This window comes from Candidatus Benthicola sp., assembly GCF_058719085.1.
In genome coordinates this window covers 1-19088 of sequence record NZ_JBZQEK010000160.1, presented here as the reverse complement: position 1 = coordinate 19088, position 19088 = coordinate 1, and the positions used below count along the sequence as shown (strand labels likewise).

The window sequence follows — 19088 nt, the reverse complement described above, 5'->3', positions numbered from 1 at the left end:
TGAACGACGGGGCGTTGTACGACCGGCTGACCGCGGCGACCGAGAACATCCAGGCGGCCACCGAAGAGATCGCCCTGCTTACCCGGGACGTGCGTGCCGATCCCGAGAAGTATCTGGGCAGCATGAAGTTCTCGGTGTTCTAGCGCTCACGGAACCGACGGAGAGCTCACCTCAGCCACCGAATGACGAAATACAGGACGACGAGGCCTGCCGCCGCCAGGAGCGCTCTCTTGCTGATGAGCGGCCACCTCGAGGGAGGGCCCTCGGCGACTGAATAGGTGCCCGTCCGCCTCACCCCTTCCCGGTTCACCTCGAAGAACCACGCCAGGATCACGGCGATCGGCAGCCCCGCGGCGGCCGCACCCCAGACATAGATGTCCATGTCCGTGACCTCGAAGTCCTCCAGGAGGGCCCGGGTTGCCTCCACCACGACCCAGGCCGTCATCAGGTATACCATGACCACGTTGGGTACCTTGCGTCGCCTCAGTTCCCCCCAGAAGGTCAACTTCCCGCCGCGCGCAGGCGCCACGCCGACCGTGGTCGTGTGCCCCGCCGATCCCGGAAGCGAGATCGGTCCCGAGCTTCCAACGCCCACGTACCCTCCCGTCGACAGGCCCGCCGCCAGTTGAACCGCATCTCCGAACTGGCCCGCGGTGGCGAACCTATCCACCGGCAAGCGAGCCAGGGCCTTGAGAACGGCCGCTTCGAGGGGTTCCGGGACCGTCTCCCGGAGAAGGGACAGAGCGACCGGTGATTCCGACTGTCTCCGAACCATCGTGATCTGCGGGGTGCGGCCGGCGAGAGGCGCCTCCCCCGCGAGCATCTCGTAGGTCATGCAGGCGAGCGAGTACACGTCGCTTCGCCCATCCAGCTCCGCCTCGCCTCGCGCCTGTTCAGGACTCATGTACGCCGGCGTTCCCACCGCCATGCCGGTCTCCGTCAGACGCTCCCCTCCGCCCATCGTGATGGCCCTGGCGATCCCGAAGTCGGTGATCAGGGCGTGCCCCCGAGTCAGGAGGATGTTCTCGGGCTTGATGTCCCTGTGGATCACCCCCTGGGCATGCGCGTAATCGAGTGCATCGGCGACCTCGGCCGTGATCCGGACGGCCTCCTCGATCGGGAGGATTCGCTCGCGCTTGAGCCGGTCGCGAAGGGATTCCCCCTCCACGCAGGGTGTGACGTGGAACAGCAGGCCCTCGGCGTCTCCGGAGTCGTACAGGGGCAGGATGTGCGGATGAAGGAGGTGTGCGGCGATCTCGATCTCCCGCAGGAAGCGCTGCGCCCCCACCGAGGCCGCGAGCTCGGGAAGAAGCACCTTGAGAGCCACGGTCCGGTCGTGACGGGTATCCCGGGCCTCGAAGACCATGGACATCCCACCTCGCCCCATCTCCTCCAGGACTTCGTAGCGGCCTTCCACCGCCTTCTCGAGACGCTCCCTCAGCTTCGCCACCGCCTACAACCCCGTCGGATGATCGATGAAGCGGCAATCGAGGCCATAGCGCTCCCCCAGCAGGTCCCCGATCGCTCGAACTCCGAAGGTCTCCGTGGCATAGTGACCGGCGTAGATCACGTTGAGGCCCAGCTCGGTGGCCTCGTGGAAGGTGTGGTGCCGCCCTTCGCCCGTCACGAAGGTGTCGAGGCCCTCCTCGTGCGCCTGCACGATCATCGAATCGGCGGCGCCGGTGGCGACGCCGACCCTCCTCACGTGCTCGGGACCCCCTTCGATCACCATCGGAGGCTCGCCGCACGCCGCTTCGACGCGCACGGCGAGGTCGCGCAAGGAGAGATCCGCCACGCCCCACACCCCGAGGCCGTCGAGTTCGGCCCAGCGGCCGAACCGGCCCTCCTCCTCGACATCCAGCGCCCGCAACAGGAGCGAGTTGTTTCCGACCTCCGGATGCAGGTCGAGCGGCAGGTGCGCGCTGTAGAGCGCCATGTCCGAATCCAGCAGGGTCTTGAGGCGACGGTACGAGCGACCGGTGACCGGAAGCGGCTCACCCCAGAACAGGCCGTGGTGGACGATCAGGAGATCCGCCTCGTTCCGGGCAGCCTCGTCGATCGTGGCCTGACACGCGTCGGTGGCCACACAAACGGTCTCGATCGGAGACCGGCAGTCGACCTGAAGCCCGTTCCACGCTCCCGGGTAGTCGGGGATGCTTCGAACTCCGAGGTATTCGTCGAGGAACTCCACCAGCTCACGCAGGTCCACGTCCCTCTCCTATTCCCCCGGGGCCGACGTTCGGACCCGGGTTCTCAGTAGGCCCTGGCCCGCACCACCTCTCCGGTGGACGGGGCACCACACAGGCACCGCCCCGGCTGCACGTCGGAGCGGAACTCCTCGTCCGGGATCACCCGGATCGTCGCCTTCGTCTCCTCCTTCACCTTCTGCTCGCACTCCGCCTCACCGCACCACCCGGTGAAGACGAAGCCACCTTCACCCTCCATGAGGGCCTTGAAGTCTTCGTAATCTTCCACTCCCCGCACCGTCGCCGACTCGCGGCGCTCGGTGGCCGCCGCCAGCAGCTCTGCCTGCAATCCCGAGAGCATGTCCCGGAGCGCCTGTCCGATCCCCTCCATGGGCATCGGCACCTTTCGATCCACGTCGGGCGCAGTGAAGCGCCGCACCGTCATCACGCTCCCGGAAGCCACGTCCCGCGGCCCGATTTCGAGTCGCACCGGCACCCCTCGGCGCTCCCACTCGTAGTACTTCGAACCCGGGTTCAGCCCCTCGCGTGCGTCGAGGTGGACGCGTACGCCGGCCCCCTCGAGGTCGCTCCGGACCTGTTCGCCGGCTGCGAGCACTTCGGCCCGCTGCTCCTCGTCTCTCCAGATGGGCACGATCACGGCCTCGTACGGAGCCAGCCGGGGAGGAAGTATCAGCCCCCCGTCGTCGCCGTGGGTCATGATCAGGCCGCCGATGAGCCGGGTGGACACACCCCACGATGTGCTCCACACGTGCACGTGCTCGCCGTCTTCCGTCTGGTACCGGACGTCGAAGGCCCGGGCGAAGTTCTGGCCGAGGTTATGGCTGGTCCCGGCCTGGAGGGCCTTGTTGTCCTTCATCAGGCCCTCGCAGGCGTACGTGCGGAGCGCGCCGGCGAACCGCTCTGCATCGGTCTTCAAGCCCGTGATGACGGGCATCGCCATCCACTCTTCCATGAAGGTCCGATACACGCCCAGCATGCGGCGGGTCTCCTCCTCGGCTTCCTCCAGGGAGGCGTGTGCGGTGTGTCCCTCCTGCCACAGGAACTCCGTGGTGCGCAGGAAGGGCCGTGTGCGCATTTCCCACCGCACCACGTTGGCCCACTGGTTCAGCAGCACGGGAAGATCCCGGTAGGAGTGGATCCAATCCCGGAGGATGGGCCAGATGATCGCCTCGGACGTGGGCCGCACGACCAGGGGCTCCTCCAGCTCCGCTCTTCCCGCGTGCGTCACGATCGCCGTTTCGGGCGCGAAACCCTCGACGTGCTCGGCCTCCCGATCGAGAGAGGACTTGGGCAGGAAGAGCGGGAAATAGGCGTTCTGGTGCCCGGTCGCCTTGAACATCCCGTCCAGGGCCGCCTGCATCAGCTCCCAGATTCGGTATCCATATGGACGGATCACCATGCAGCCCCGCACCGGGGAATGGCTGGCCAGTTCCGCCTGCTGAACGATTTCGTTGTACCAGGCCGAGAAGTCCTCTGCCTGGGGAGTCAGTCCCCTGCCGTTCGACATGCCCTCTGCGCTCCTCGTGTCGGATCCAACCGACCGTTACCGTTTGCCGTCTCAGTCATCCGGGTGGGGGCCGGCGAGTACGTCATCGAGACCGATCGTCGTCTCTTCGCCGCTGTCCATGGCCCGCACCTTCACCTCGTTCCTTGCCAGCTCCTCCGGCCCTACCACGATCGCTCGCCGGGCCCCCGCCTGGTGGGCCGCCTTGAACTGGCGTCCGATGCTGCGGCCACGGTAATCGTAGCCCACGCTTCGCCCCCGGGCACGGAGCGCGTGTGCGATGCGGAGAGCCGCCGGCAGCTCCTCGTCCGACACGTAGATCACGAAGTCGTCCAGCTCCCTGGCCGGCTTCGGCGCGAGACCGCGGTCCTGGAGCAGCTCTCCGAGGACCACGTCCCCCATTCCGAACCCGAGGGCGGGCAGCGAAGGGCCTCCAACCGCTTCCAGGAGCTGGTCGTACCGGCCGCCGCCACAGATCGCTCGGAAGGAGCCGCGACGGTCCCAGAGCTCGAATACGAGGCCGGTGTAATACGCGAGGCCGCGGACGAGACGGATGTCCAGCTGCACGTAGCTCTCGAAACCGGCGGCAACCATCAGCGAAGCGAAGCGGCGCAGGCGCTCCACGCTGGCTTCCACTCGCGCATTGCCTCCGAACCGCTCGGCGATCTCGTCCAGGCTCGTGCCGCCGAGCTCCAGCACTCGCGCGGCCACGTCGGCCGCGACACCCGCCTCCGCGAGTCGGTCACGGACCCACTCCTCGGACTCACGGTCCGCCTTGTCGAGCACGGCGAAGGCGGCGGGCTGCGCCCCTTCCGGAATGCCCAGCTCTGCCAGGACGCCCGAAATCAACTCCCGGTCGGAGTACCGCGCCACGAAATCGTCGGAGTCGAGGCCAAAAGCTCGCAGAACGTCGATCGCCGCGCACAGGACTTCGGCGTCCGCCGTGATGGAGGTCTCTCCCACGATGTCCACGTTCAGCTGGAAGTGCTCACGCAGCCTTCCCTTCTGTGGACGCTCGTACCGAAACAGCTGTGGTATCGAAAACCACTTGATCGGCTTCGGCAGCCCTCCGGCCCGTGCCGCCACCATGCGCGCAAACGTCGGGGTCATCTCGGGCCGCAGGGCGACCTCCCGTCCCCCCCGGTCCGTAAAGCCGTACAGCTGCCCGACGATCTCCTCGCCGGACTTCTGCGTATACAGGTCCAGGCTCTCCAGCGGTGGACCATCGTATTCGACGAAGCCGTAGCGACGCGCCACCTCCCGCCAGGTGCGGAAGATGTACGAGCGCAGGGCCAGATCGGCCGGATAGAAGTCCCGGAACCCGGGTAAGCTGGATGAGGTCATGTGACCGCCAATGTATGAGAGCGCTCGGGACACCGGCAACAGAAAACGCCGACCCGAAGGGGCCGGCGCGTTCCGGGAGCCTCCGCACGACGCTTCCTGGAGTCAGCCCGCTCGGCAGTACCGATCGTAGGCGTCCTTGAGGTCGACCGCGATGTCCCGGGCGTCCCTTCCCTCGATCTGGTGCCTCTCGAGCATGAAGACGTGCTCGCCGTTCCGAAACAGTGCCATGGACGGGCTGGACGGGCGGAATCCCGGCAGGTACTCCCGCGCCCGTTCCGTCGCTTCGACATCCTGACCGGCGAACACCGTGGCGACGCGATCCGGCTGAGCCTCGTGCGCGCGTGCGATGGCCACCGCGGGCCTCGCGTTCGCCGCCGCACAGCCACAGATCGAGTTGATGACGAGGAGCGTGGTGCCGCTCGAATCTCCGAGCAGCCGATCGACATCATCGGGCGTGACCAGTTCCTCGGCCCCGAGGCGGACGAGTTCGTCTCGCATGGGCCGCACGGCTTCCGGATCGTATCTCATGCCATTCCTTTCAATCTTCGGGTACGATGCGAGCCCGCGCGTCACCCACCGTGTGCGCGGATCCGGTCACGACTACCGTTCCGTGGGCAGCGAGTTCCCTGGCCCGATCCAGCGCCCGCGCGAAGTTCTCTTCCACCTCCACCGAACCACTGCACACCGCTCGTCGGACCGTCTCCGGATCCCACCTCCGCTCCCGGGGAGACGAGGGCGCCACCGTCAGCACGCTCGCCGAGACCTGCGCGAACAGGGGGCCGAGCATTTCCTCCCACGGCTTGTCCCCCAGAACGGCCACGAGGAGGACCCGCGGACCGGGGACCGGAAGGCTCTCGAGCAGGAAGCAGAGCTGACGGGTGGCCTCGGGATTGTGTGCGATGTCGAGGATCCAGGGCCCGTCTTCCGTCCACACGTGCTCGAAACGACCGGGCCACGACAGGGCGCCGAAGCCAGAGGCCACGGCGTCGCGGCTCACGGCCGACTCGAACGATTCGAGAGAGCGGATCGCCAGGGCGGCGTTCCGAGCCTGGTGATCGCCCACCAGCGGAATCCGCACTCCAAGGCCGTCTGCCCAGCCGTCCGAGCGATACGCGAAGGTGGTTCCATCGAGGCTCACCGACACGTCGCTCGCCTCGAACGCCTCTCCGTATGGATCCACGTGCGCGCCGACCTCACGGGCCCGCGACTCGATGGCCTGACGCGCCGTGGGATCGAGCGGCCCGATCACGCACGGGACTCCGGGCTTGAGGATGCCGGCCTTCTCGGAAGCGATCTCCGCCAGGTCGCTCCCGAGGTACTCCGAGTGGTCCCGGTCGACCGAGGAAATCACGGTGGCTCGCGGTTCGAGCACGTTCGTGGCGTCGAGACGCCCTCCCAGTCCGACCTCCGCAGAGATCACTTCGCAGCCCGCCCGTCGGAAGGCCTCGAAGGCCAGCACCGTCGTGGCCTCGAAGAACGAGGCGTCGGTGGCCTCGGCCAGCGGTAGGACCGCGGCCGCGCAGGCCTCGAGCAGTTCGGAGTCGATCGGGGTGCCGTCGATGCGAATGCGCTCCGCGAAGTCGCACAGGTGTGGAGAGGTGTACAAGCCCGTCCGGTGCCCGGCCCTCCGGAGCGCGGTCTCGACCAGGGCCGCCGTCGATCCTTTACCGTTGGTGCCACCGACGTGGACCGCGTCGGCGACCCGGTGTGGGTTGCCGAGAGCGGCCAGCATGGCACGCGTTCGATCCAGTCCCCAGCGGATGCGATGGGCCGGCTGGTGCCGGAGCAGGCTCTCGAGTGCGGACAACGCGGAAGAATCCGGGCGGTACCGGCGAAAGACGTGGCCGGCGTCAGGTCATGTGATGGAGGAGCAGAGCCACGGTGTCCCGCATCTCCCCTCTGGGCACGATTCGGTCCACCATGCCGTGATCCTTGAGAAACTCGGAGCGCTGAAAGCCCTCGGGCAGGTCCTGTCGGATCGTCTCCTTGATGACGCGCGGCCCGGCAAAGCCGATCAGAGCCCCGGGCTCCGCCAGATTGACGTCGCCCAGCATCGCGTAGCTCGCCGTGACCCCCCCGGTCGTGGGGTGCGTGAGAATGCTGACATAGGGGAGACCGGCCGCACCGAGTCTCTGCAGGGCAGCCGAGGTCTTCGCCAGCTGCATGAGGGAGAAGATGCCTTCCTGCATGCGGGCCCCTCCCGAGGCGGACACGATCACCACGGGCGCCGAGCGCTCCACGGCTCGTTCGACCATGCGGGCGATCTTCTCACCGACGACCGATCCCATCGATCCGCCGATGAAGCCGAAGTCCATGATCCCCGCGCACACTTCGCGGCCTTCCATCCGGCCCGCTCCGGTGAGAACGGCGTCGTAGGATCCCACCTTCGTTTCCGCGTCCCGGATTCGCTTCGTGTAGGGCTTCGAGTCCACGAAGGAGAGTGGATCTGCCGAACGCAATCCGGGATCGAACTCCTCGGCGAGACCGTCATCGAAGAGCATTTCGGCGTATTCGGGCGCCGAGATCCGGAAATGGTGCCCGCACTCGGGACACACGCGGTGGTTTTCCTCGAGCCGCCGCGTGTACAGGATCTCCCCGCAGCCGTCGCACTTCTCCCACACGTCCGCGGCGAGTTCCCTCTTCTGCGCCACGAGCTTCTGCTTTTCCTTGCGAAACCAGGCCATTCTACCTCGCTCGATCCGTACCGGGGCGAGCGGAAATATAACTCCGTCCCGGCCCGTGGCGAAGGTGGCCGCCCCCGAACCGCCTTCAACTCTCCCAGGCGACCCTGGATACGAGGCCGAGACCCACGAAGGTCGTGAGGAGGAACGACCCTCCGTAGCTGATGAAGGGCAGCGGGAGACCGGTCACCGGCATGAGCCCCACGGTCATGCCGATGTTGATGACGAGATGGGCGAACCAGACGGCGAAGAAGCAGAATACGACGAGGCTTCCGAATCCCTCCGTCTCCGAGGCGATCTTGAGGACGCGTCTCAGGAACCAGGCGAGTGCGAACAGGAAGAGGAGGACTCCGATCAGGCCCAGCTCCTCACCGACGACCGAGAAGATGAAATCGGTGTGTTGTTCCGGGAGGAAGGCCAGCCGCTTCTGCGGGCCCTGGCCGAATCCCTGTCCGGTGACCCCACCCGAACCGATGGCGACCTTGGACTGAATGAGGTGCCAACCCGCCCCGCGGGGATCCACACCCGGATCGAGAAAGACCAGAAGACGCTTCTGCTGGTAGGGCGCGAGGCGATTCCAGAGGGGTGCGGCGAGCGCGCCCGCCGCGAGATTGGCCAGCGCCACGGTCACGGCTTCGCCGATGAACGGGCGTCGAAGGTACAGTCCGAGGATCACGACCACGAACCACACGCCCCAGATGGCTGCCGAGAAGCCGAGAATGAGGCTGACCCCCGGACTGACCAGCATGAAGATCGTGAACAGCGGCGTACCGGCCCAAAAGAGGGCGCTGACCAGGATGACGACGAAGATGAGCGCGCTCCCGAGGTCCGGCTGCGCCATCACCAGAAGGAATGGCACGGCCACGGCAGCCACCGGCTTCCACAGGTCGAACAGGGCGACCGGCGGCTCTTTCCGGGATCCGAGCAGCCGGGCAAGCAGCAGGATCGTCGCCAGCTTCGCCGGCTCCGCCGGCTGAAACCCGATGGCGCCGAAGCGCAGCCAGCTGCGCGTATTCGGCCCGCCTCCGACCACGAGCACGATGAGAAGCAGCAGGATCGAGAAGGCGTAGATCCACGGGGTGACCCATTCGAGCCAGCGCATCGGAAGTCGGGAGACCAGACCGAACGCGGCGATCGCCAGAAAGAGCCAGGCCAGTTGGCGGCGCCACGCTCCCGCGACCCCGGAAGCCAGATCGACTTGGCCGGCCGACCAGATCATGGCGATTCCCATGATCGCGAGGACGAGAGCCGCTCCGAGGAGAGGAAGGTCGCCGACGCCGCGAAGCCGGGAGGGTCGCTCGACCCTCACCGCGTGGCTCCGATGCCGGACGGAGGCTCCGGACTTGCAGGGAGCGGAGACCGACTCTCGACCGGCCGGTCGTAGGGAACCCCTTCCGCGGCCAGGTACCGCGCCACGACCTGCGAAGCGAACGGAACGGCACGCGAGGTCTGATTGTCCGGATGGCCGTTTTCGACGATGGCGGCGATGACGATGCGCGGGTCGTGTGCGGGAGCGAATCCCACGAACCAGGAATGCGGCTCTCCGTGGGGATTCTGCGCCGTACCGGTCTTGCCCGCGAGCGTCCAGCCCTGCGGTCGCTGCCAGTAGGCCGTGCCCCCCGGCTCGTTGACCACCCGGGTGAGCGCCGACACGAGCTCGGCCCGATGGGTCTCAGACAGTTCGAGTGCCCAGTCCTCCCGTACCTGCTCCAACACCTCGGACTGCAGAAGATGCGGCACCACCGGGGACTGCCCGGTGGCGAGGGCGGAATAGAACTGGGCCATGCGGAGCAGCGTCTGCTCGGTCTCCCCCTGGCCGATGGACAGATTCAGCACCACGGACTCGGTCCACCCACGCCGACCGAACCTCCGGTCGTACCAGTCGCGGGAAGGCGGGAATCGACCGGCGATCTCACCCGGAACATCGATCCCGGTGGCCTGGTTGAAGCCGAGTCCATCCACCCCGGTCAGCAGCGAGTCCAGCCCGATCCTCATGCCGAGCTGGTAGAAGTAAACGTTGCAACTCTCCTTGATCGCACCGGACAGGTCGAGCGGACCGTGCCCCTCCGGCTTCCAGCACCGAAACGGTCGCCGCCCGTACTGCAGTGCCCCCCGACAGGCCGTCGGCATGTACGAGTCGATTCCGACCAGTTCCTCCCGCAGGCCGAGAGTCGAGACGACGAGCTTCCAGGTCGAACCGGGCGGGTAGAGGGCCGCAGCGGCGCGATTCAGAATCGGTTGATTCGGGTCGTCCCGGATGGCCGACCAGTCCGCCTGTGAGATCCCCCCCACGAAGAGGTTCGGATCGAAGCTGGGGTGGCTGTAGAAGAGAAGGACCTCCCCGTTCCGTGGATCGAGTGCGACCGCCCCCCCCACGTCGTCGTCGGGGAAGATGGAATCGGCGAACTGCTGGAGGGCGAGATCGAGGGTGAGGTTCAGATCCGTGCCGGGCTCCGGCGACCGTTCCCGGTCGGAGGGGAACTCCCGCACGATCGAGCCGCGAGCATTGACTTCCACGTAGCGAGTGCCCGCGGTGCCGGCCAGCACCGACTCGTACGAACGCTCGATCCCCTGTTTGCCCACGATCCGACCCGCTTCGTACTCGACGAACTCGTCCGTGTCCAGCTCGGACTCGCTGATCTCCCCTACGTATCCGATGGCATGGGCGACCACCGGTCCCGCCGGATAGCGACGACGCGGGTGCGTGTCGATGACCACACGCCTGAAGTCCGGCCGCCTCTCCTCGACGGCAGCCACCTCGGCGAAGCTGAGATCGTCACGAACCAGCACGGGAAGCTGCGGATTGCGGGCCCTGCGCTGCAGGATCGCCGCCATCGCAGCCTCATCCAGGTCGAGGTAGGGGGCCAGCCGCTCCAAAGTCGCGCGGGCGGAGTCGGGCGGGGCCGGAAGAAGCGACAGGGAGTAGCCCGGAATGCTCTCCGCCAGCAGGCGTCCGTTGCGGTCGTAGATCGCCCCCCTCGCGGCGGGGACCGGGATGGGCCGCAGGCGGTTGTTGCGGGACTGGAGATCATAGTCCCCTCCGCCGAGGACCTGGAGCCGGAAGAACGCCCCGCCCAGCACCAGGATGACCAGGATCAGCGTACCGAGCGCCGCCCGAGATCGCCGGGCCCGGCTCAGCCGAGCTACCTCGCCCGCGGTCATGAACCGCTCATGGCCTGCGCAGAGCCCCGGCCACGGACTCGGCTGCCCCGCAGAGAACTGCCGTGCCCAGCGCGCTGATGGGCGCGAGCACCAGAGCCTCGAGCAGCTGCGGCCCGCCGGGAAGAGCGAGCATGAGAGACAGCTCTGCGATCCAGGTTCCGACGAACAGGTAGAAGATCACGTAGTGACGGGCATCGGCGAACAGGAGATCCCGGGAGCGAGCGCCAAGGTAGCCCACGATCGTCAAGACGATCGAAATCGTTCCCAGGCCCTCGAGCCCCATCGCCGCTTCGAGAAGCCCGAGCACGAACCCCAGCGCCGCCGCGTAGCCCGCCTGCAGCCGGAGAGCGCCGAGGAGCAATGCGCCGATCATCAGGTTCGGCATGGCAGGCCAGCGCACGAAGAACCGGTAGAAGGTGAAATGCAGCACGAGGAGAACCAACACGATGATCAGGTCCGGGCTCGGTCGCCTTCTCTGCAGCGTCACGAGGGATCCTCATCGGCTCCCCCGGGACCGGAGCCATCCTCTGGCGCGGGGGTCTCTCCGGACCGGGGAGCGAGAGCGTCCGTGTCGTCCAGCGCCGGCCGGTCCCAGGCGGTGACGGCGCTCACCGCGCCCGGCTGGACCGCCGGCTCCACGAGATAGCTATGAGACCATCCCGAGCGGGAGGCCGATTCCGTCAGCACCGTGCCTACCGGGATTCCGGCCGGAAACACGCCTCCGAGCCCGGCCGTCTCGAGCACCGCCCCCTCGGCCATTCTCGCCTGGTAGGGCACGCCCTCGACCAGCATCAGGACCTCGCCTCCCTCTTCGACGAAGGACCGCACGATCCCCGTCGCCCCTCCGGTCCTGGAGCGCACGCTGACCCGAAAGTCCGGGTGTGTCCAGAACTCCCCGAGACCGACGTTGCCGGACAATGAGCGCAGGACACCGACCAGGCCCTCCGGCACGCTCACGCCGGTCGGCACCTCGAGATCCCGCAGGCCGGCGCTTCGGAGCAAGAAGGTGTGAGAGTCGCCGACCGTCGGTCGCCCGGGCACCAATTCCGCGACGACGAAGGAGCCCGGCACCCGCTCCGGGATCTCGAGCAGCTGCCTGAGGGCTTCGTTCTCGCGCTCCAGGTCGGCCGCGTCCTGAAACTGCTCGTAGAGCGCGTCGCGCTCCGACTCGAGCATCGCGGCGCGCTCCGCCAGGTCGGCTCGCCGCTCGAACGCGGCGTCGGCGGCAAGGAATGGGTAGAGGACCGTGGTCCGGACAAATCGAGTGAAGCCGAGGGTCTGCGAGGAATCCAGTCCGGTGAGGGACCAGGACAGGATCAGGAGAACGGCGGCGATGATGAGATCACGCCGCTGGTTCTCGGGTCGTCCCACGTGGATCTGCCGCAACGCCTCCTCAGGTGGTCAGCACGCTCCGATAGCGCGCGATATCATCCAGTACTCGCCCGGTGCCCCTCACCACGCAGGTCAGAGGCTCCTCGTCGACATGGATCGGAAGTCCTGTCTCCTCCCGGAGCAGCTTGTCCAGACCCCGGATGAGCGAGCCTCCGCCCGTCATCACGATCCCCCGATCGACGATGTCCGCCGCAAGCTCGGGGGGCGTGATCTCGAGAGCTCTGCGAACGGCGCCGACGATCTGCTGGATCGGTTCCAGCATGCACTCCCGGACTTCTGCCGAGTTCACTCGAACCGTCTTGGGAATGCCCGACACGAGATCGCGACCCTTCACGCTCATGTCGCGTTCCTCTTCGGTCGGATACGCCGAGCCGATCTGAATCTTGATCGCTTCGGCCGTCGGCTCTCCGATGAGGAGGTTGTAGTTCTTCCTCAGGAAGGACACGATGGCCTCGTCCAGCTCATCGCCCCCGACCCGGATCGAAGTCTCGGCCACGAGCCCCGAAAGCGCGATGACCGCGATCTCGGTCGTACCTCCTCCGACGTCGATGACCATGTTCCCGGTCGGCGTCTCGACCGGCAAACCGACGCCGATCGCGGCCGCCATCGGTTCGGAGACCATGTAGACTTCCTTGGCTCCGGCCGCATGCGCGCTCGATCGGACGGCCCGGCGCTCCAGCTCCGTGATTCCCGACGGAACCCCGACGACCACGCGCGGGCGCACCTTGAACACCCGGTCCGCGGTGACGGTCTTCAGGAAGTAGCGGAGCATGATCTCGGTGACGTCCACGTCGGCGATCACGCCATCCTTCAGCGGGCGAACCGCCTCGACTCCGTGCGGAGTGCGACCGAGCATGCGCTTCGCCTCGAGGCCGATGCCCATGATGCGGCCCGAGCTCTTCTCCACCGCGACCACGGAAGGCTCGTTGAGCACGATGCCCTCCCCTGCCACGTACACGAGCGTGTTGGCGGTACCGAGGTCCACGCCCACGTCGTTGATCGGCAGGAAGCTACCCTTGAAGAGTCGTTTCCACATCGCCTGTTCCGTTCAGGATCATCGGGAGACACGAGGTCCAACGAGCGCTGTCGGCGGACCGTTCGTGCAAGGGCCGGGCCACCGGAGCGAGAATGTAGACTCCGGGTTTGCGAGGCGAAAGGCGGGGCGCCGAAGCGCCCCGCTCGCCGTCTACAGGACTTCTGAAACGTCGACGCTCTCGATCCCGAAGGCCTCGCCGACCGCCGCGTACGTCAGCCGGCCATCCACCGCGTTCAGGCCCAGAGCCAGCGCCCGATCCCGACGGCAGGCCTCCACCCAGCCCTGGTTGGCCAGCGCCATCATGTAGGGCGAGGTGGCATTCGTCAGCGCGAGGGTGGAGGTGCGTGGCACCGCGCCCGGCATGTTGGCCACGCAGTAATGGATGACGCCGTTCACGACGTAGATCGGATTGTCGTGCGTCGTCGGCTTCACGGTCTCCACGCAGCCGCCCTGGTCCACGGCCACGTCCACGATGACCGAACCGTCCTTCATCAGCTTGAGGTCCTCCTCGAGAACGAGGCTGGGCGCCTTGGCACCGGGCAGCAGGACCGCTCCGACCAGAAGGTCGGCCCGTGAGATCTGCTGCAGGATGTTCCGACGGTTCGAGAACAGTGTATCCACGTTCGCCGGCATCACGTCCGACAGGTACCGGAGTCGATCGAGATCCAGATCGAGGATCGTCACGTGCGCTCCGAACCCGGCTGCGATCCACGCCGCGTTGGTCCCTACGACGCCGCCGCCCAGGATCACGACTTCGGCCGGAAGAACGCCCGGCACTCCGCCGAGAAGCACGCCACACCCTCCCTGGTTCTTCTCCAGGTACTTGGCGCCCTCCTGCACGGCCATGCGTCCCGCCACCTCGGACATCGGGGTGAGGAGAGGCAGTTCTCCGGTCGAAAGCTGTACGGTCTCGTAGGCGATGGCGACGCACTTCTTCTCCAGCACCGTGCGGGTCAGCGTCTCGTCGGCCGCGAAGTGGAAGTACGTGAAGAGAACCTGTCCCTCGCGGATACGGTCGTATTCCGGTGCGATCGGCTCTTTCACCTTTACGATCATATCGGCCCGGGCCCACAGGTCGTCCACATCCTCCACGATCTCGGCCCCGACCGACCTGTAGTCCTCGTCCTCGAATCCGCTGCCGACTCCCCCATCCTTCTCGATCAGGACCTGGTGCCCCTGCGCGACCAGGGCCTCGACACCACCCGGAACCACCGCGATGCGGTTCTCGTGTGATTTGATCTCCTTCGGAACCCCCACAATCATGGTGCAGCTCCTTTTCAATGCTCTGGAAGGCGGTGCACGGCCACCCGGCCGGCTCGCCGCAGACGGCGCCCGGGAAGACGCCGGAAAGAACGCCGGAAACCTCCGCCGAGGATTATGCGGGCCACAGTTCGAGGACCGCTACCCCCTCGGGATCATACAACTTCGCGACCTCCTTCGCCTGCTCCTGATCGATCCCCTCGATGAGCGCCTCGAGACGGTCGAGGCTCCGGTAGGGTTCTTCGTACAACTCGAGAGCGGCGAGTCTGTGCATGCGTGTGGAAGGCGACTCCAGCGACAGAACGATCTGGCCCTTGATCTGCTCCTTCACCGAGGCGAGCTCGACCTCCGAAAGGCCGTTCCGGCTCAATTGCTCGAGCTCGCCGAGCAATGCGTCCCGTGCCGCCCCGGCCGTCTCGGGTCTCGTGCCGAGGTACGCGCCCACGTGTCCTCCGCACGCGTAGAAGGACTGAAAGGAGAACACGGAGTACGCCAGGCCCAGCCGCTCGCGGACGTTCTGGAACAACCGGGAGCTCATTCCGCCACCGAGCGCCTGACCGACGACGACCGCGGCATGACGGAGAGGACTGCGATGATCGAGGCCCCGGGATCCGGCGACGATGTGCACCTGCCGTCCTCCCGCGCGCCGCACCGTCTTCGATCCGCGCGCCGTCGCAGTGACCGGTGGCACCTGCGCCTGGCTTCGGCCCCCTTCCTCGAGCGGCCAGAGCGCCTGTACCCGGTGGACCAGCTCTTCATGATTCACATGTCCCGCAACCGCGACGACCACGTTGGACGGACGATACGCCTCTGCGTGAAGACGTTTGAGCGCCTCGAGGTCGAGCCCGGCCACGGACTCCCGCGTGCCCAGAATCGACTCTCCGTAGGGATGACCGTCGTACAGGAACTCGGAGTGGAGCTCGAATACGAGATCGTCGGGCGTGTCCTCCATTCGGGCGATCTCCTCCAGCACCACCTCTCTCTCGAGGGAGAGATCCTCGGATCGCAGAGCCGGCTGGTAGAGCAGCTCGGAGAGAACCTCGAGCCCCGTGCCGAGATGGTCCGACGGGACTCTTGCCTGGAACGACGTGTGCTCGTGGGTCGTATAGGCATCGAGGGAGCCGCCCGTGCCCTCGATGGCCGCGGCGATCTCATGCGCCGAGCGGCTCCGGGTCCCCTTGAACACCATGTGCTCGAGGAGGTGCGCCCCGCCACGGTAGGCCGTCTGCTCGTGCGCCGTTCCCCTTCGCACCCACACGCCCACCGCGACCGAGCGTATGGATTCCATCCGCTCGGACAGCACCACCGTCCCGGATGACAAAACGGAGCGCTGGACCTCACGGTCCAGGCGCTCCGTCGTCTCGGCCACCGATTCGGCCGCACGCTTCGCCGGTCGGTCCGTGAGAGCCGGACCCTTCGAACCCGACTTCACGGCACCCCCGGCCATCGGCGAACGCGGAGGTGAGAGGGCGTCAGCTGACGCCGGACATGGCGGCGCGCCGAGAGAGCTTCAGTCGGCCCCTCTCGTCGATCGCCAGCAGCTTCACCTGCACCACATCCCCCGGCTGCACCACGTCTTCCGTCTTCTCGGTGCGCCCGTCCTCGAGCTCCGAGATGTGGCACAGTCCCTCCGTGCCGGGAAGGATCTCGACGAACGCTCCGAACGTGGTCGTGTTCTTGACCACACCCTCGTAGATCCGGCCGACCTCGGGCTCTTCGACGATCGCCTCGATCATCGCGCGAGCCTTTTCGCCGCCCTCGCCGGAGATCGACGACACGGTGACCACACCGCTGTCCTCGATGTTGATCTGGGCTCCGGTCTGCTCCTGGATGCTCCGGATCGTCTTGCCCTTCGGTCCAATGACCTCCCCGATCTTCTCGGGATTGATCTGGATCGTCATGATGCGGGGAGCATACTGGGACATCTCGGTGCGCGCTTCCGCAAGCGTCTGCCGCATCACCTCGAGGATGTGCAGCCGGCCCTTGCGCGCCCGCTCCAGCGCCTCGCGCATGGTGTCGACGCTGAGCCCGCCGATCTTGATGTCCATCTGAATGGCCGTAATGCCGTCTGCCGTGCCGGCCACCTTGAAGTCCATGTCTCCCAGCGCGTCCTCGACCCCGAGAATGTCGGTCAGGACCGCCACCGAGTCTCCCTCCTTGATCAGGCCCATGGCCACTCCGGCGCAGGGTGCTCTGAGCGGAACTCCGGCGTCCATCAGGGCCAGAGAGCCACCACAGACCGTGGCCATGGAGCTCGATCCGTTCGACTCCAGGATGTCGGAGACGATCCGGATCGTGTAGGGAAACTCATCGTAGGCGGGCAGCAACGACTGAAGCGCCCGCTCGGCCAGCATTCCGTGCCCGATCTCCCGGCGGCCGGGGCCGCGGAACGGCCGTACCTCTCCGACCGAGAAGGGCGGGAAGTTGTAGTGGAGCATGAAGCTCTTCGAGGTCTCTTCCCGTACATCGATCGAGTCGATGCGCTGCTCGTCCTGGACCGTGCCCAACGTGGTCACGCACAGAGCCTGAGTCTGTCCTCGCGTGAACAGGGCCGATCCGTGGGTCCGGGGAAGGATGCCGACATCGGACGAGATCGGCCGGATCTCATCCAGCCCCCGACCGTCCACCCTCTCACCGCGCTCCAGAATCTGGCGGCGCATCGTCTCCTTCTCGATGCCCTTGAGCACGTTGGACACGTCGTCCAGGTGCTCCGCGAAGCTCTCGTCTTCCGCCAGCTCCGAGGTGACGGACTCACGCAGCGCGGACAGGGCCTGGTTGCGCTCCTCCTTGTTCGGGAGAGCAAGCGCCTCCTCGACCTTGCTGGTCGCCCGGTCCCGGACGGCGGACTCGAAGTCCTTGGCCACGCCCTTCGGCTCGTACTCGAATTTCTGAGGCGGGCCACCCACCATGTCGACCAGCTCGCGCTGGATGGCGATGAGCTCCCGGATCGCGTCGTGAGCCACTTCCAGGGCCGCGACCACATCATCTTCACCGATCTCGACCGAGGCGCCCTCGACCATCACGATCGACTCTTCCGTGGCCGCGACCACGAGGTCCATGTCCGAGTACTCGAGCTGTTCGAACGTGGGATTGATCACCCACTCGCCGGACACCCGCCCGACACGGACACCCGCGATCGGACCGCCCCACGGAATCGGCGAGATCGTGAGCGCCGCCGAGGCGCCCAACATCCCGAGCACGTCGGCGTCGTTCTCCTGGTCGGCCGAGATGATGAAGCAGGCGACCTGGGTCTCGTTCTGGTAGTCGTCCGGGAACAGGGGCCTGAGGGGACGATCGATCTGCCGGGCCGACACGATTTCCTTGTCGCTCGGGCGACCTTCCCTCTTGATGAATCCGCCCGGGAACTTCCCGGCCGCGTAGCTCTTCGCCCTGTACTCGACCGTCAGGGGGAAGAAGGGGAAGCGGGAGGGCTTTCTCTCCGCCGTCGCCGTGACGAGCACGACCGTGTCTCCGTACTGTGCGAGCACCGCTCCGTCCGCCTGCCGGGCCATCCGGCCCGTCTCGAGGACCAGCTTTCGTCCCGCGAATTCCTTCTCGATTCTGTGTGCCATCTCTTCTTTCTTCTCTTTCCGCTCTTCTCAAAGCTTGCTTCGTCTTGCGTACTGCTACGCGTCCCGGCCGCGAGTATCCCAACGCCATTCACGAGGGCACGGGCGGGACAACAAAAACGGCAGCCCGATGGCGCGTCGCGCCGTCGAACCGCCGCGTTCCGAGGCCTGCGACATCCCTATCGGCGCAGGCCGAGTTCCTTGATGACCGTCCGGTACGTATCGAATTCGTTCTTCTTCATGTACTCGAGCAGACGGCGCCGTCGACCGACCATCTTGAGCAGGCCTCTCCGGCTGTGATGATCCTTCGGGTGACCCCTGAAGTGCTCCGTCAGATGTTCGATGCGCGCGGTGAGCTGCGCGACCTGAACGGCGGGGGAACCCACATCCCCTTCGTGAGCGCCGAATTTGGCGACTATGGCCTGCTTTTCTTCCGTACCCAGCGTCATCAGCTCGAGCTTCCTTCGTTTTGTTGTACCTGCGGATATCAAGCTTGATAAAATAGCGCTCATCTGCTGTTCTGTAAAGATGAGCCGGTGTGGCCACTTACCGGTGTCTCTCCCGAGCCGGCTCCATCCCGGCGAAGAAGTCGCGCGCCATGTCCCTGTCTCTCTTCATCTGCGCGACGAGCTCGGCTGCGGTGGCGAAGGGCTGCACGTCGCGCAGTCGCTTCAAAAAGTCGACCCGCACACGCTCGCCGTAGATGTCCTCGTCGAAGTCGAGAATGTACAGCTCGATCGAGGGAGGAGAACCGGCGAAGGTCGGCCGAGGCCCCAGGTGCAGCAACGCCTCGCGAATCTCCGTCCGCAGCGAGGCACGGACCGCATAGATCCCAGGCGCGGGCAACAGCTTGCCGCCTCCCGGCGCCGCGATGTTCGCGGTCGGGAAACCGAGATGCCGGCCGCGTCCGAGACCCGCGACCACGGGCCCGCG

The 19088-nt window shown here is 66.5% G+C and carries 17 protein-coding genes; all 17 read right to left on the bottom strand.

From position 1 onward, the window contains the following. Positions 1-166: 166 nt before the first annotated feature. The gene (locus tag AC36XV_RS11995; RefSeq protein WP_492203921.1) at positions 167-1450 is read right to left on the bottom strand and encodes a serine/threonine-protein kinase; all 1284 of its coding nucleotides are present in this window, start codon (positions 1448-1450) and stop codon (positions 167-169) included. Positions 1451-1453: 3 nt separating this feature from the next. Then, positions 1454-2209: a Nif3-like dinuclear metal center hexameric protein gene (locus AC36XV_RS11990; RefSeq protein WP_492203920.1), complete on the bottom strand. Its 756-nt coding sequence runs from the start codon at positions 2207-2209 to the stop codon at positions 1454-1456. 44 nt (positions 2210-2253) lie between these two features. Next, entirely contained in the window at positions 2254-3714 is a 1461-nt protein-coding gene (gene proS / locus AC36XV_RS11985; protein ID WP_492203919.1) for a proline--tRNA ligase, read from the bottom strand. A 51-nt stretch (positions 3715-3765) separates the two neighbouring features. Continuing rightward, positions 3766-5055, bottom strand: coding sequence for a histidine--tRNA ligase (gene hisS / locus AC36XV_RS11980; protein WP_492203918.1), 1290 nt, complete (start codon positions 5053-5055; stop codon positions 3766-3768). A 102-nt stretch (positions 5056-5157) separates the two neighbouring features. Beyond that, positions 5158-5583: a BrxA/BrxB family bacilliredoxin gene (locus AC36XV_RS11975; RefSeq protein ID WP_492203917.1), complete on the bottom strand. Its 426-nt coding sequence runs from the start codon at positions 5581-5583 to the stop codon at positions 5158-5160. Positions 5584-5593: 10 nt separating this feature from the next. Continuing rightward, entirely contained in the window at positions 5594-6862 is a 1269-nt protein-coding gene (locus AC36XV_RS11970; protein WP_492203916.1) for a bifunctional folylpolyglutamate synthase/dihydrofolate synthase, read from the bottom strand. A 43-nt stretch (positions 6863-6905) separates the two neighbouring features. After that, entirely contained in the window at positions 6906-7739 is an 834-nt protein-coding gene (gene accD, locus AC36XV_RS11965; RefSeq protein WP_492203915.1) for an acetyl-CoA carboxylase, carboxyltransferase subunit beta, read from the bottom strand. An 85-nt stretch (positions 7740-7824) separates the two neighbouring features. Next, positions 7825-9045 (bottom strand): rod shape-determining protein RodA, encoded by a 1221-nt coding sequence (rodA, locus tag AC36XV_RS11960; RefSeq protein WP_492203914.1) that lies wholly within the window; start codon positions 9043-9045, stop codon positions 7825-7827. Beyond that, on the bottom strand, positions 9042-10898 hold the full coding sequence (mrdA, locus tag AC36XV_RS11955) for a penicillin-binding protein 2 (protein WP_492203913.1): 1857 nt from the start codon (positions 10896-10898) through the stop codon (positions 9042-9044). The genes rodA and mrdA overlap by 4 nt, the downstream gene beginning before the upstream one ends. 7 nt (positions 10899-10905) lie before the next feature. Then, positions 10906-11385, bottom strand: coding sequence for a hypothetical protein (locus tag AC36XV_RS11950; protein WP_492203912.1), 480 nt, complete (start codon positions 11383-11385; stop codon positions 10906-10908). Then, positions 11382-12284 (bottom strand): rod shape-determining protein MreC, encoded by a 903-nt coding sequence (mreC, locus tag AC36XV_RS11945; RefSeq protein WP_492203911.1) that lies wholly within the window; start codon positions 12282-12284, stop codon positions 11382-11384. Before mreC ends, AC36XV_RS11950 begins: the two co-directional genes overlap by 4 nt. Before the next feature lie 7 nt (positions 12285-12291). Continuing rightward, a complete protein-coding gene (locus AC36XV_RS11940; protein WP_492203910.1) occupies positions 12292-13326 on the bottom strand; it encodes a rod shape-determining protein in 1035 nt (344 codons plus the stop codon). Positions 13327-13476: 150 nt separating this feature from the next. Beyond that, a complete protein-coding gene (gene ald, locus AC36XV_RS11935; RefSeq protein ID WP_492203909.1) occupies positions 13477-14589 on the bottom strand; it encodes an alanine dehydrogenase in 1113 nt (370 codons plus the stop codon). Between the two features lie 112 nt (positions 14590-14701). Further along, positions 14702-16018 carry a M16 family metallopeptidase gene (locus AC36XV_RS11930; protein WP_492203908.1) on the bottom strand — a complete coding sequence of 439 codons (1317 nt, stop codon included), beginning with the start codon at positions 16016-16018 and terminating at the stop codon, positions 14702-14704. Between the two features lie 40 nt (positions 16019-16058). Then, complete coding sequence (locus AC36XV_RS11925; RefSeq protein WP_492203907.1) at positions 16059-18158, bottom strand: polyribonucleotide nucleotidyltransferase; 2100 nt, start codon at positions 18156-18158, stop codon at positions 16059-16061. A 176-nt stretch (positions 18159-18334) separates the two neighbouring features. Beyond that, complete coding sequence (rpsO, locus tag AC36XV_RS11920) at positions 18335-18604, bottom strand: 30S ribosomal protein S15 (protein WP_492203906.1); 270 nt, start codon at positions 18602-18604, stop codon at positions 18335-18337. Between the two features lie 97 nt (positions 18605-18701). Then, positions 18702-19088 (bottom strand): riboflavin kinase (locus AC36XV_RS11915; RefSeq protein WP_492203905.1); only part of this gene is annotated, 387 nt, incomplete at its 5' end.